Annotated in this window: 13 protein-coding genes; 8 read left to right on the top strand and 5 right to left on the bottom strand. The window is 54.6% G+C overall.

Features of this window, described 5'->3' with window-relative positions:
• The first annotated feature begins 81 nt into the window (after window positions 1–81).
• Window positions 82–303 carry a hypothetical protein gene (locus HWX74_RS09080; RefSeq protein ID WP_176013235.1) on the top strand — a complete coding sequence of 74 codons (222 nt, stop codon included), beginning with the start codon at window positions 82–84 and terminating at the stop codon, window positions 301–303.
• 347 nt (window positions 304–650) lie between these two features.
• On the opposite strand, the gene HWX74_RS09075 is transcribed toward HWX74_RS09080, so the two are convergent.
• From HWX74_RS09075 to HWX74_RS09065, 3 genes are all read right to left on the bottom strand, one after another.
• Window positions 651–1,046: an AraC family transcriptional regulator gene (locus tag HWX74_RS09075; protein WP_176013234.1), complete on the bottom strand. Its 396-nt coding sequence runs from the start codon at window positions 1,044–1,046 to the stop codon at window positions 651–653.
• A 207-nt stretch (window positions 1,047–1,253) separates the two neighbouring features.
• Window positions 1,254–2,534 (bottom strand): transposase, encoded by a 1,281-nt coding sequence (locus HWX74_RS09070; protein WP_176013233.1) that lies wholly within the window; start codon window positions 2,532–2,534, stop codon window positions 1,254–1,256.
• Between the two features lie 116 nt (window positions 2,535–2,650).
• Window positions 2,651–3,154, bottom strand: coding sequence for an AraC family ligand binding domain-containing protein (locus tag HWX74_RS09065; RefSeq protein ID WP_176013232.1), 504 nt, complete (start codon window positions 3,152–3,154; stop codon window positions 2,651–2,653).
• A 229-nt stretch (window positions 3,155–3,383) separates the two neighbouring features.
• On the opposite strand from HWX74_RS09065, the gene HWX74_RS09060 reads away from it, so the two are divergent.
• From HWX74_RS09060 to HWX74_RS09040, 5 genes are all read left to right on the top strand, one after another.
• Complete coding sequence (locus HWX74_RS09060; protein WP_176013231.1) at window positions 3,384–4,121, top strand: prepilin-type N-terminal cleavage/methylation domain-containing protein; 738 nt, start codon at window positions 3,384–3,386, stop codon at window positions 4,119–4,121.
• 135 nt (window positions 4,122–4,256) lie between these two features.
• Window positions 4,257–6,413: a hypothetical protein gene (locus HWX74_RS09055; protein ID WP_176013230.1), complete on the top strand. Its 2,157-nt coding sequence runs from the start codon at window positions 4,257–4,259 to the stop codon at window positions 6,411–6,413.
• A gap of 111 nt (window positions 6,414–6,524) precedes the next feature.
• Window positions 6,525–6,959 (top strand): GNAT family N-acetyltransferase, encoded by a 435-nt coding sequence (locus HWX74_RS09050; RefSeq protein WP_176013229.1) that lies wholly within the window; start codon window positions 6,525–6,527, stop codon window positions 6,957–6,959.
• A gap of 87 nt (window positions 6,960–7,046) precedes the next feature.
• Entirely contained in the window at window positions 7,047–7,871 is an 825-nt protein-coding gene (gene mutM / locus HWX74_RS09045) for a bifunctional DNA-formamidopyrimidine glycosylase/DNA-(apurinic or apyrimidinic site) lyase (protein WP_176013228.1), read from the top strand.
• On the top strand, window positions 7,868–8,824 hold the full coding sequence (locus HWX74_RS09040) for a tRNA-dihydrouridine synthase family protein (protein WP_176013227.1): 957 nt from the start codon (window positions 7,868–7,870) through the stop codon (window positions 8,822–8,824). Before mutM ends, HWX74_RS09040 begins: the two co-directional genes overlap by 4 nt.
• A gap of 67 nt (window positions 8,825–8,891) precedes the next feature.
• Here the strand turns inward: HWX74_RS09040 and HWX74_RS09035 are convergent, their stop codons facing one another.
• Window positions 8,892–9,305 (bottom strand): hypothetical protein, encoded by a 414-nt coding sequence (locus HWX74_RS09035; RefSeq protein ID WP_176013226.1) that lies wholly within the window; start codon window positions 9,303–9,305, stop codon window positions 8,892–8,894.
• 39 nt (window positions 9,306–9,344) lie between these two features.
• On the bottom strand, window positions 9,345–10,292 hold the full coding sequence (locus tag HWX74_RS09030) for a hypothetical protein (protein WP_176013225.1): 948 nt from the start codon (window positions 10,290–10,292) through the stop codon (window positions 9,345–9,347).
• 230 nt (window positions 10,293–10,522) lie between these two features.
• Between HWX74_RS09030 and HWX74_RS09025 the strand changes: the two genes are divergently transcribed.
• The gene (locus HWX74_RS09025) at window positions 10,523–13,201 is read left to right on the top strand and encodes a valine--tRNA ligase (protein ID WP_176013224.1); all 2,679 of its coding nucleotides are present in this window, start codon (window positions 10,523–10,525) and stop codon (window positions 13,199–13,201) included.
• An 85-nt stretch (window positions 13,202–13,286) separates the two neighbouring features.
• A complete protein-coding gene (gene dapA / locus HWX74_RS09020; protein WP_176013223.1) occupies window positions 13,287–14,156 on the top strand; it encodes a 4-hydroxy-tetrahydrodipicolinate synthase in 870 nt (289 codons plus the stop codon).
• Window positions 14,157–14,213 lie beyond the last annotated feature (57 nt).

Here is a 14,213-nt window from a genome sequence, read left to right as displayed (position 1 = left end):
ATTGCCGGCTTTACTTTTGATGGTCCGGCGGTACAGTATACGCAATTGCAACTGGAAATAAAACCGCCGGAGAACGTTGTCATGGAATTTCTGATCGAACCGCTGCAACTGGAGTTTTACGAGCAGATCATCGCGCTCTGGCGGCAAACCAGCGGGTTGTGCGTTTCCGCTTCCGATAGCCGGGAAGGACTGCAAAGCTATCTGGAACGCAACGCCAACTGCAGTTTCATGGCGCTCTCGCCGGACCGCCGGACATTGTGGGGAACGCTGCAGGCCGGCCATGACCGGCGCAGCGTATCCTGACGACTCTGAAAGAGCGCTTGCCCGCAGCGTTCCATCCACGCCAAGATCTGGCTCGACTTCATCGGCCCCGGCGGAGAGCCAGTAACTCATTCCATTGCTGGTCGGCAGTCAAACACTGGATTATCTGCTCATCCACTTCCGGGCGGGCCGTAAGCAGTATGCCCCGATCCCGGATAATCCAGCGCGATTAAAACGGGCGGTGACGCTGGTCACTCCGCCGCCTATGTTCGGCAACGGCGGTATCGCCACTCCGGAAAAAGCCGGGCAACTCCGGTAAATTGACGGACCGAAGTCGATGGGGCAAACCTCAGCAAGCAGCCAGGCCCGATACCGGACAGGGAACCGGCTCAATTGCCCGGCAACTGGGGCTGTCCGCCATACCGGAAAAGTTCTGGAGCTCGTCCGTAACAGCGGCAGACGGTCCGATAGAAACTTGAATAGGAGCCGAAGCCGCATCGCATCATAATTTCCTTACAGGATAACGTGGTTTTGGTCAGTAATTCCACAGCCAGTTCCAAACGCTTCTGTTTCTGATAGTCGTGAATGGTTTGATTCGTTTCCGCCTTGAAAACTTTGCACAGATGTTCCCGGGAGACGGCCAGTTTCCGGGCTATCCGGCTGGCGTTCCATGACTGCCCCAAATCTTCAGCAATCAGTCTTTGAGCTTGCAAAGACAGCTTGGCGGCCGGTTCCACGGCTCTGTTGCGTTCCTGATTGCGGCATAATAATTCGAAAAAATCCATAGCCCATTTCGCCGCTTCCAATGAGTTCTGCGAAATAGAGGAAAAGTGAACAGGAAGCAGTTTGAGCCACCGGCAAAAGCTTTGAAAACAAGCAAACAGTACGAGTTGGTGCAGAATTGGGTAAAAAATCGCTGAAAAAAGGCGTGAAGAATTAAGGCGGATGTGAATTCGCCGGGGTTGATTGAAAAATTTGAGATTATCGCGAAGCTATGCGGCGTCAGCAAACGATTTGTAACAGCGGATTTTGTCCGGCTGTTCGAGAATGAATGCGGCGGCGACGGCGGTGAGCGCGAGCGTCAGATGTGCAATGCTCATCTGGTTGCGGATGGCTCGGTAATTGAAATGCGTGGTCTGTTCGACCTCGCGCGAGCCGAGGCGCGAGAAATAGCGTTCGACGCCGGTACGTTTGGTATAAGTCTCTTTGTACCATGCGCTTTGGCGCGGGACCTGGGCGCGTGCATCATCGGTAACGTCGATGTAAGCGGTACAGCCATAGCGGCTGCCGGTACAGAATCGTTGATGATTGCAAGGGCATTGGCCAGGTAATTCGGCTTTTTCCGGGCGCGTTCCGGCGATGATCGGACAGCGGAATTTCTTGCGGGTGCGGCCTTCGCTCTTGGTGATGCATGAATATTTCATTTCGAGTCCGCCGGGACAGATGGGACAGCCTTTTTCGCCGAGAAGTTTGGCCGCTTGCTGGTTGCGCGGATTGATTGGGATGCATGCTTGGCCTTTGATTTCGTCCTTGATAAAGTCGTAGAATTGGCGGTGGTCATAGGCGGAATCGGCGATAAAAACTCGGCCTTTCTTCTGTCCGTAGACCCGTTTGAGTTTGCGTAAGAGCGAGTGCGCAATCTGTTCGTCGGAGATGTTGTTCGGCTTGGTGATTTCGACCAGCGGAACGCCTTCTTCGGAGACCAATACGTGCGTCCGGAAGCCCCAGAAAAAGCTGAATTGCTTGCCCGTGCCGAATGGCTGTTTCAAGTAAGAATAATAGCCGAGAGTCGCTTTGGGATTGCGGGGGATTTTATCCTCTTTATCCAATGAGCGACTCGGATTTTTGGGATTGTTGTGCTTGGTATTGGCCATGACCGGTTTGGAATCGACGATCAGGACGTCAAGCGAAACCACGCCGCCGCCGATCAGCGACTGAACCGCCGCATGATGAATCGCCTGGATTTCGGAGTTTTTTGTCTTGCTCAGGAATGTATAAAAACGGGACGAGTCCGGCAGCGAATCATACTGGAAACCGATCATTTCGCAGATCACCGGATTCCGTTGCAGATTGCGCAAGAGCTCCGGAATGCTTTTGATTTCCTCCGCGTGCTTGTAAACGTATGCTTTGAGGTAAGCCAAATCTCCATAGCCGATACGACCAGGACCTTTCTTCTTAGCGACACTAGCATGAGATTCTTCCAGCGCAAGAAACAGGCTCTCGTATTTGGAGTTGGCGTACCCGCGATAATCGCAGAATAAAGATAGTTGCATTGGTTTTTATTCCTCCTTCTGGAGTTATGATTTTGATTGCTAGAAGATTACAATATAATTTCAGTTGGAGGATTTTTCAAATTTCAATGCATTGTAAATAGTTAAAAATAAATAATTTAATGTATTTCGCAGAATGCACTCGCCGCTTCCAAAGAATGGAGGAAAAATGTCTTGCCGGTCCAAGACTGATAATGCTGCAGCATATTCAATAACTCCTTATTTTCGGAAACATCGAAGAGATAGCCGTAACGGCGATTCAAGTCAGTAATCAGTTTTTCTGCGGCCATCCCGTCGAAATGTACCCAGAGGAAACTCCACGGCTCCCTGGCATCCGGGGGGGAATAATAACTGACATCCGGGTCAGCAATTCGGTACAAAAACGCATCGCCAGGCAACAGCGTATGAGAGAAATTCTTGGCATGGAACTGTCCCTTGCCGCTGAGTGTGATAGTCAATTGACCGCCATGCAAATATTGATTCAGAGGCGGCCGCGTGCCCAAAATCTGATAGCCGGCAGTTTCCCGCTCCATAACGATTCGAGCCGGAATCGGGAAATATTCGATCGGATTTTGAACGATGAACTCTACCGACCACAAACGGACTTTTTCGATATCAATCATAAAGGAATGCTCCCGGTTACGATAAAATATGGCCACAGATTTACAATGGCATGATATATCACAAAATGCAAACATTGAAAAGATTGACTTTTTTCGTTATTTTCAGTATAATTTAAAGGTGAAAAGATCAATTCACCGGTTCGGGACGATATCCCATGAGTAGCCATGCACATGGGTTATAAATCTTATGAATTCTTCAAACAAGTTTGATACGAAAGGAAACCAGAAGATGAAGAATAACCTTTTTACACTAATTGAATTGCTGGTTGTGATCGCGATCATCGCTATTCTCGCTTCAATGCTGCTGCCAGCGCTCGGCAAGGCGAAGCAGAAAGCCATTGCCGTCAGTTGCGTCAACAATTTAAAACAGAGTTCATTGGCAATAGCCATCTATGCCAATGATTACGATGATCTTTTCCCCATGTATTACTGGTATCAGAATACAGGTGACTGTCATTGGTCACGTATGTTGGCTGATAAGAATCTCAATCTGGGCGGTGCGGGTGAATATCTGGAAGCCCAAAGCACCTTCTGTCCGGCCAATAAAATACCAAATACCGATGAAGAAGACAGTACGTTTTGGCAATGGTGCAGTTACGGTTATCTTTCGTGCTTAAAAGACTCCAAGAATGTTTATTACACTCCCCGGGTGGAGGAGTGGGGAAATTTTGCGGTTTCCGGCGGTTGGTATGAGTTGATGTATAAGGCAGCCAATATGAAAGCGCCCTCCGATCTTATTGTATTGGCGGATACACGTGCCAATTGGGGAACGTATGAAGGGTACACCATTTCCGGAATCTATTTTGATACTTTCACATTGGGGGGAGGTGTCAGTTTGAATCACGGCAATCAGGGCAATATTGCCTTTGGGGACGGGCATGTTGCTGGCTGGGGTGAAAATGATCTGCGGGAAGCGGGATTTTCTTACCTGATTGTCAACGGCGTTGAGAGAAATTATAATAATTAACGGAAATAATCAATTGTTCTGCCGCTCAATGTGTATTTGGATTTCAGCGAAAGGTATGGGCGGCAGTTCGCCATATCAGTAAACAGGCTGAGTAAAAAAAGAAGTAATCGGGGATCAACGGTGTATCGGAAAAAATTGTTAATCAAACGATTTAAGATTCTGTTGTCAATCGTTTTGCTGGGTTGGACTTTACCCAGTCTTCAGGGACAGGAATTGTTGAGAAGTGATTTTATTTCTTTAGAGCATATCCAGGAACAATGGAAAATCCTGAATTATGGGGAGGGCTCCGGAGAATATGAAATGTTGCAGACAGATCACGATGAGCCTGTGCTGGCGCTTCGGACTCCAGCGGCAAATAGTTGGATTTTTTTGATCCGTGATTTTCTGCCGGAAGAATTGGGGGATATGGAAGAACTTGAGGTTGCTGTTGCTATCTTGACCAATCAGCCGGAAAAAGCAACAGTGGTAATTTCAGACGGTGTTTCGTACGGGAATCGCATCTGGCGCGACAGCGTTCAATTGGGCAATACTGCATTGGAGTGGGAAGTGATCCGAGTTAGGATAAAGCGGAGCCGTCCGGAAAATCTGCTCAGTGTTGCTGCCGGCTTGGACTATAACAGTGAAGGGACTTTTCTGGCGATTGGCGGCATTACGGTTTGTGCTGATGAATCCGGCCGGTTGGATATTCCGAATGGCGCGCTGCAAATCCCGGCCCGTTATGTGCTTCCGGCGGAACGGGCCGTTGTCGAGAAAACAGCCCTGCAGTTGAAAGCAATGGAATTTCCGACGGCAGATTTTGCCGGAACGGCGGCGGTTCGGAATTCTTTGAAGAGCATGGAGAATTTCTTGACTGTACTTGGAGAAGGTATTGTACCGGTGAATTTATTCCGGCAAGCTAAGCAGGAAGCCATAAAATGGGGAATCGCCTGCCGGGTAGTTGACAATATGGCGACATTCAATAAGCAAACCCTCGTTGCACCGGCAGCGGTTGCCTTACAGGAAAAAATGATGCCTCGCAACGCTGCGGATGAAATGCTTTTGCTGATTCATAATTATCATACCGAATCGCAAAACATTCAGATTCGGGTAAATGGATCAATTGCGCCTTTTTCAACGTTGTATCAGCTTGAATATGTCGAAGGACATCCTGATTACCCGCGCATTTTTGCTTCTGGAGAGATGATTACACTTCCGGCCGGAGAAACGGTCGGTATTCAGCTGCAGTTCAACACCAGAGACGTCGCAGCCGGCCATTATTGGGGCCAACTGGAAATGATTCCTTTTGACACAGCCTTTGAAGTACAAAGCATCCCGGTTCGAGTCGCGGTGACGAATTTGAGGCTACCGGAACAAATGCCGCTGGATATCTTTCACTGGGATTATTCTCTGGCTGCTGATCAGGCCGGTTTACGATTTCTGATTGAGAATCGGGTCAATATGTTTCATTTTGCTTTCCGTGGGGAACCGGGGGAAAAAGACGAGTTCGCTGTGCTTGAGCGAATGATCGATAATATTCGTGCCGTCGCTCCTGAATTGAAATTTACGATCTTTGTTGAAGTATGGTTCGTTTTGCAGAATGGAGGATGGACGCCGTCATATAATACTTGGCTGGACCGCCTTGTCGCGGTATTCGAAGCGTCCGGGTTGGGATATGAAGACTGGTATTTATGTATTTACGATGAATCTCTCGACAACGTTTTTCTGGATTCGGCACGGGCAATCAAAGCACACGATCCAGAAGTCAGGATTTTTTCCGACCATCTGGTAGACAATGAAGACCAGATATCATCATTTGTCGGCGTGGTCGATGCCTGGTGTCCATTGGCCCGGCAATTTCCCCCCGTGACAGACCAGTTCGCCACAGAGCTCGATATCATACGGGAAAGCGGCAAACCGAATTATGTATACAATTGTGACTGTGAGCCGGCACAGGATCTGGCGCTGTATCGCGGCCAACCTTGGTTGGCGTTATTGAACGGCTTGGACGGGTGTTTCTTCTGGACAACGAACAGTTGCAGTTTCCGTTATCAAGGGAAATTCCGAAACTACGGACTAACTTATGTCGCGCCCGATGGGACATTGGTGCCAAGTCGTCGTTTCCTCCAATGGCGAAGCGGTCTGGAAGATTATTTGATCGTTCATGCTGCCTTGCTGGATCCTGAATGGAAAGCCGAAGCAGAAGCCATTCTTGCTGAAATGGCATTGGTAGTGTTTTCACCTCGAACCGGTGCCATGGCCGATGAGTTTCGGGCCCGGTTACTGCAACATTGGCTGATTCCGCCGGCGGAGTGATAATGCTTGATGGAAAAATCAGAAGAAGGAAGTTCGCCCGGCTTTACTTTTTGCGGTCCGGCAGTACAATATTGGCATGGCGAATATGAATCAATGCCGGAGAACGTTGTCATGGAATTTCTGATCGAACCGCTGCAACTGGAGTTTTACGAGCAGATCATCGCGCTCTGGCGGCAAACCAGCGGGTTGTGCGTTTCCGCTTCCGATAGCCGGGAAGGACTGCAAAGCTATCTGGAACGCAACGCCAACTGCAGTTTCATGGCGCTCTCGCCGGACCGCCGGACATTGTGGGGAACGCTGCAGGCCGGCCATGACCGGCGCAGCGGTTATTTTTACCATCTGGCGGTGGCCGGAACGGAACGCCGCCGGGGAATCGGTTCGGCGCTGGTCGCCGCGGCAACCGAAGCGTTGCGCCAGCAGGGCTTGACCTATATCCATCTTCTGGTCGAGACGGACAATCCGGAGGCGGTCGGCTTCTGGCGGCGCGTCGGCTTCGACCGGCGGGACGATCTGGTGGTGTTGAGCCGGCATTTGTCCCCCGAATGAGAATTTTCTCGGGCCGCAGGTGGAAAATCGGCAATTCCGGTGGCATTGTATAGGCAAATCGCTTTACTTTCAGGAGGCCAACGAATCATGCCGGAATTGCCGGAAGTCGAAACCGTCAAATGCGCTTTGAGCAATTGCCTGCCGGGCCGGCAGTTCGTCAAGGCGGAAACATTCATCCCGGTGATGCGTTATCCGCTGGAGGTGCTGCATACGCCGGAACTGCTGCATACGCCAATCGCCGAAGTCCGGCGGCGCGCCCGTTATCTGATCCTCGAATTGGCCAACCGCCTGGCGCTGGTCATGCACCTGGGTATGAGCGGCGTCATCCGGGTCGAACCGTATGAAGTTCCCCGGCGCAAGCATGAGCATGTCATCCTGAAATTGGACGACGGCATGGCGTTCCGTTTCGAATGCACCCGCCGGTTCAGTTCCATCCGGCTTTGCACACTGCCGCAGCCCGGTGCGGAACCGGAATTGCTGGCCGGACTGGGGCCGGAGCCGTTGACCGATGTGTTTTCCGGCGATTATTTTTACCGGATGACCCGCCATAAATCCGGCTGCATTAAAAATGTCCTGATGGACAATGCCGTCGTCGTCGGCATCGGCAACATCTATGCCGCCGAAACCTTGTTTGACGCCGGCATCTCGCCGCTGCGGCCGGCCGACGCCCTTTCCCGCGAAGAGTGCGAGCGTCTCGTCGCGTCGGCCAAAACAACGCTGCACAAAGCGATCGCCGCCGGAGGCAGCACCATCGCCGATTACCGGCACGTCGACGGCAGCGAAGGCAAATTCGCCCAGCAATTGATGGTTTACGGCCGCCGCAACCAGCCCTGCCGGCGCTGCGGCGCCGCGATTCGCCAGGAACGGCTCGGCGGCCGCAGCTCCTGCTTCTGTCCGGAGTGCCAGCATTGACCTGGGATATGCCCGCCGCCTGGCCCGGCCCGATGGAAGGGGTCATGCATCCGGCGCTGGTGCTGGCGGCCAACCAGCTCGGCCTGACGTCCGTCTGGCTGACGCCGTTTCTGCGCCTTTCCAACGCGGTGCCGCGCGACAAACATCTGAAAGCGTTTCTGGCGCCATTCCAATCGGCGGCAATTCCGCTTGTCGTCCAGTTGATGGGAACCGATGCCGGCAAACTGGCCGAAACCGCCGGCCGGCTCGCCGGCGTCGGCATCCGTCATGTCAATCTGAATTTCGGCTGTCCCAGCCGTCAGGTGGTCGGCGGCGGCGCCGGCGGCGGCGCGCTGCGGCAGCCGAAACGGATGCTGCATATCCTGACGACTCTGAAAGAGCGCTGCCCGCAGCTCTCCGTCAGCGCCAAAATCCGGCTCGGCTTCGCCGACCCGGCCGAGAGCCGGCAATTCATTCCATTGCTGGCCGGCAGCCAAACGCTGGATTACCTGATCATCCACTTCCGGACGGTCCGTGAGCAGTACGCCCCCATCCCGGACGGTCCGGCGCGATTGCAACGGGCGGTGGCGCTGGCCGCTCCGCTGCCGGTGATCGGCAACGGCGACATCATCGCACCGGAAGAAGCCGGGCAACTCCGGCAACTGACCGGCTGTGCGGCGGTGATGGCGGCCCGGGGCTTTCTGCGCGACCCCTACCTGTTGCGCCGGATCGAAGGAATGGGCGGTTTGCCGACGCCGGCAGCCGGCCGGCTGGCGCTGTTCCGGGCGGTGCTGGAGCAGGCGCGGCGCTTGCCGGAGCGTGCATTCAGCAACGGCAAAGCAATCGAACTGGCCAATTTCCTCTGGGGCAAAGCCAATCCGGTACTGCGGCAACTGCGGGACGCGGCACCGGGACAATGGCGCGAACTGGAACCTGACCGTCTGACGATTCCGGCCGGCTTTCAAAAAAGCTAACGCTCCGGTCCCGCCGGGTATGAAGCCTACGCCGGAGCGCCCTCCGCAGTCGGAAGCCGACGAACGCTCACTCCGGATGATGCACCCTCATGACGACCGCATCGGTCCGGACCACTTTGCGCCAGACGGTGCCGAGCGAATACCAGCCGCTCCAGTCCACCGTCGTCCTGACGTCATCCAGCCGGTCGGCCCGATACCTGACGACGCCGCGCGCCGCCATTTCCTCGTTGTTTTCCGGTGTCGCCAGATCCTGAAAAATATGATAATCACCGGTGTTGGGCCGATGCGGATTGCCGCTGTAAAGCGGCAATAGACCGAACAGCCAGTAGGAGACATTGGTCGCTTCGACCGTCGCCACCGGATATTCGACCGTCGCCTCGGTCGGTTCAATTTTCGATTCGATGCCGCGCACCTGCGCGGTACCGCAGCCGGCAGCGCCGGCCAGCAGCAGCGCCGCCGCCAATTGATAGCAGAATTTCATATTTTCATCCTTATCCATTCAGTATATTGCAAAGCAGAATCATTTCAAACCTCCGTAGGTTCCAAGCAGATACGGTGCGTCTTCAGGACGGAATACCGGCGCATATTGGCTGTCCTGCGGATAGAGATCGGCCGACTGGGGGCGAAGGACCGGCATATGCGAACTGCCCCGCCGCAGATAGATATCGGCCGGAAAAAGCAAAATGTCGCCGAGCCGTCTGGTTTCGGGGGAGTAACGGAATTCCACCGCGATACCTTCCTCCGGATAGCGGTAAACATAAGCCGTCGGACCGTTCATGATTGCCGCTGCACTCATGCGAACCGGATAAGAATTGTTCGGCGGCCCCAGTTGTTCCACCATCTCGTCATATGTCATCCCATAGGAAATTCCGGCGAAACGCCTGGAGTCGACCGGCTGAAAAACCGGCAGAATACCGGGCGGATACGCTTTTTGCACTTCAAGCCGGGCCTTCAAATGGTCGAGCCGGCTCTGCAAAAAATCCCGGCTGGAAAGTTGGAGCATTTCGTCATGGGATTCACCCGGCAGCAGGGCCAGCAGGAATTGATAATATGCCACCTCCGCGGCGTTCGGGGATGACAACAGGTCCTCCATCGCGGCGATGTCGTCTGCCGCTTCGGCATTTTTCCCTTCGCGAAGGAAATACCGGGCCCGGAAAAAATAGGTCAGCGCCAGCGGCTGAAAAGCGAGGGAGGTTTCGAATTCAGTTAACGCATTGGCAATCATACCGCGGTTGAGCTCGGCAACCGCCAGCATCTGGTGATAATAGGCACCCGCCGCCGGCGTCTTTTCCAACTCCGCCCGTACCTCCGGATCGGCCAACGAAGCGGAAATATCGCGGGCGCAGGAGTCGAAATTACCGTAACAGGCGGCAAGTTTGCAGCCGAAATCAGCGCAGGTTGTACTGGCGCAGGAACAAAGCAAAAAAACAAGGCAGCCAGAGAAAATACTGACGATGATCTTTTTCATATTGCCTTCTCCATTTCGGTTGGACTGTCTTTCCCCGTTCCGGGCGTTGCCGGCAACCAATATAAGGCCGGACACCGGCTTATGCCAATTGCAATCGGGGCGGATTTTGATTTTTGTCGAAAAAACCGTTTCACAACGTCCTGATGTGTGCTATATTAATAAGTTTATCGCCATCGAGGCAATTGGAAAGAATAAGCATTATTTTTCGATAGTAAGCTGGAGCAATATTCATGAACGCGACAAATCAGATGCCCAAGGCATACGAATCGGCCGATGTCGAGGCCAAATGGTACCCGGTCTGGGAAGAACGCGGTTATTTTCACGGGACCCCGAATCCGGACAAGAAACCGTATTCGATCGTCATTCCGCCGCCGAATGTCACCGGAATTCTGACGCTCGGACACGTGCTGAACAACACGCTGCAGGACATCCTGGTCCGTTATCACCGGATGCGCGGCTACGAAGTCAGTTGGTTTCCGGGGACCGACCATGCCGGCATCGCCACCGAAAGCAAAGTCGAAAAGTCGTTGCGGCAGGCCGGCAAACCCGGCCGCGATGAGCTCGGCCGTGAAAAGTTCATCGAAACAGTCTGGCAATGGCGTGAACAGTACGGCGGCACGATCATCAAACAGCTCCGCAAACTCGGCTGTTCCTGCGATTGGGAACGCGAACGCTTCACGATGGACGAAGGCCTGTCGCTGGCGGTCCGGAAGGTATTCGTCGAACTGTACCACAAAGGCTACATTTATCGCGGCCGGCGGATGATCAACTGGTGTCCGGTGGCCAGGACGGCGCTGTCCGACGAGGAAGTGATTTACAAAGAGGTCGACGGGCAGTTCTACCATATTCTTTATCCGCTGGCCGACGGTTCCGGCGCGCTGGAAGTGGCGACGACCCGGCCGGAAACGCTGTTCGGCGACACCGCCGTCGCGGTCCATCCGGACGACGAACGTTATCGGCCGCTGGTCGGCAAAATGGTCAAATTGCCGCTGACCGACCGGTTGATTCCGATCATCGCCGATGAACATGCCGACCCGGCCAAGGGCACCGGCTGCGTCAAAATCACGCCGGCCCACGACCCGAACGACTTTGCCGTCGGGTTGCGGCACCATCTGGAGTGCATCAATATCATGAATCCGGATGCGACGCTCAACGAGCGGTGCGGCGCGGAATTCGCCGGGCTCGACCGTTTCGCGGCCCGCAAAAAAGCGGTCGCGATGCTGCAGGAACAGCAGCTGATGGGCGAAATCGAGAACATCCGCCACGCCGTCGGTTACTCCGAACGCGGCGACGTGCCGATCGAAACGCTGGTCAGTTACCAGTGGTTCTGCAATATGAAGGAATTGGCCAAGCCGGCGCTCGAAGCGGTCCGGAGCGGCCGGATCAAATTCTACCCGGAGCGCTGGACCAAGACCTATTTTCACTGGATGGAAAACATCCAGGATTGGTGCATCAGCCGCCAGATCTGGTGGGGTCACCGCATCCCGGCCTGGTACAACGACCGGACCAATGAAGTTTACGTCGGCATGGAAGCGCCGACGGCGCCGGGGCCGTGGCGTCAGGAAGAGGATGTGCTCGATACCTGGTTCAGCTCCTGGCTGTGGCCGTTCTCGGTGATGGGCTGGCCGGCAAAGACGCCGGAGCTGGAATATTTCTACCCGACCACCACATTGGTCACCGGCCCGGACATCATCTTCTTCTGGGTGGCCCGGATGATCATGGCCGGCTGCGAGTTCATGCAGGAAATTCCGTTCGAAAACGTCTATTTCACCAGCATCATCCGCGACGACCTCGGCCGGAAGCTTTCCAAGTCGCTCGGCAATTCACCGGACCCGCTGGACGTCATCGCCGAATACGGCGCCGATGCGCTGCGGTTCTCGATCATCTACATCGCCCCGGTCGGCATGGACATCCGTTACAGCAATGAAAAATGCGAACTGGGCCGCAATTTTGCCAATAAATTGTGGAACGCCTGCCGGTTCCGGCAGTTGCAGGGGGAAATTTCGCCCGGCTTCCGCGACCTGGCGACGACCGACCTTTCCAGGCTGACGCCGGATGAGAAATGGATGATCGCCTGGATCAACGACACGATCAAGCAGGTCAACGAAGCGCTGGCCGATTTCCGGTTCCATTACGCGGTGCATGTCATCTATGAAGTGGTCTGGAGCAACTTCTGCGACTGGTTCATCGAATCCAGCAAAGTGCGGCTCCGGCAGGGCGGAGAAGCGCGGGAACAGGCGTTGAAGGTATTGGATTTCATCATCTTCAAGATCTTGCGCCTGCTGCATCCGTTTATGCCGTTCATCACCGAGGAGCTGGCGCATCAGGTCGGCTACCTGAGCGAGGATCAGACGATCATGAACGAACCGTTTCCGGATCTGGTTCAAAACAAAAATATTCCGTCGATCATGGAAGAAGCTCCGGATTTGCTCGACCTGGTCGAAGGCAAATTCCAGTTGATCCGGGCCGGCCGGGCGCTGCGTTCGAGCTATAATATTCCGGACGGCAAGAAGGTACACTATTTCATCAAGGCGATCGGGCCGGTGGTCGCCCGGTTCCTGCGCGACGAACTTGAGGGGCTGATGTTCCTGCTGAATGCCGAATCGATCGAGATTTCCGAAGCCGATTTCGATGTCGCGCGGCATGGCGCGGCGCCGTCGCAGCTGGCCAACCTCGGGACGATCTACCTGCCGCTGGCCGGTTTGATCGACGTCGCGGAGGAACTCCGGAAACTGGACAAGCAGAAGAGCGATCTGGAAAAGTGGATTCAGGGCTCGCGCGCCAAGCTCTCCAACCAGAAGTTTCTGGACAAGGCGCCGGTGCAGGTGGTCACCGAAGCCAAGACGCACCTGGCCGAACTGGAACACAAGTTGGAACGCACCAACGAATTGATCGCGGCTTTGCGTTAAAAATCCGCTTCCGGCGGTTTGCAATCAACCCCGGAAGTCGTTATCTTAATTCCGTTGACTCAAAACATCATATAGGGTATTCAAAATGCAATTACAAGGCGTATATACTGCACTCGTCACCCCGTTCTCCGGTGGGGCGGTGGATTTCGGCAAACTCGGCGAACTGGTGGAAATGCAGGTCTCCGCCGGCGTGGACGGCATCATTCCGGTCGGGACGACCGGGGAATCGCCGACCTTGACCTATGAGGAACATCAGCAGGTGATCGAGACGGTCGTCAAAACCGCAGCCGGCCGTTGCCAGGTCATTGCCGGCACCGGCGCCAATTCGACGTCGGAAGCGATTGCCATGACCAAACATGCCAGGGCGGTCGGCGCCGACGCCACACTGCAGGTGACGCCTTATTACAACAAGCCGACGCAGGAAGGGCTGTACCGCCACTTCAGCGAAGTGGCCGACCAGGGCGGTTTGCCGGTGGTGCTCTACAATGTGCCCGGGCGAACCGGCGTCGCCATCGCGATCGAGACGGTCGTGCGGTTGTGCGGCAATAACAACATCGTGGGCATGAAGGAAGCCGGCGGCAGCGTGGAGCGGGTGTCCGCCGTGCTTGATCAGTGCGATATTACCATTTTGAGCGGCGATGATGCGTTGACGCTGCCGATGATGGCGGTCGGCGCCAGCGGCATTGTCAGCGTCGCCAGCAACCTGATCCCGGCCCAGATGAAGCAGTTGACCGATGCGATGCTGGAAGGCAATTGGATGGCGGCGCAGGATTTGCACCGGAAATATTACCCGCTGTTCCGCGACCAGTTTGTCGAAACCAACCCGATTCCCATCAAGGCGGCGATGGCGATGGCCGGTTTGCTCGAGGAAGAATACCGGCTGCCGCTCTGCCCGCTGGCACCGGCCAACCGGGAAAAATTGGCGGCTTCGCTGAAGAGTTGCGGCATCCTTTGAGCAAAACGGGACGAATGTTGAAAACGTCCCGGTTGCCGATTCTTTGACCGGGACGAA

Source organism: Victivallis sp. Marseille-Q1083, assembly GCF_903645315.1.
Taxonomy (GTDB): Bacteria; Verrucomicrobiota; Lentisphaeria; order Victivallales; family Victivallaceae; genus UMGS1518.
The sequence above is the reverse complement of the archived record's forward strand: the minus strand, read 5'-3'. Positions and strand labels throughout refer to the sequence as shown.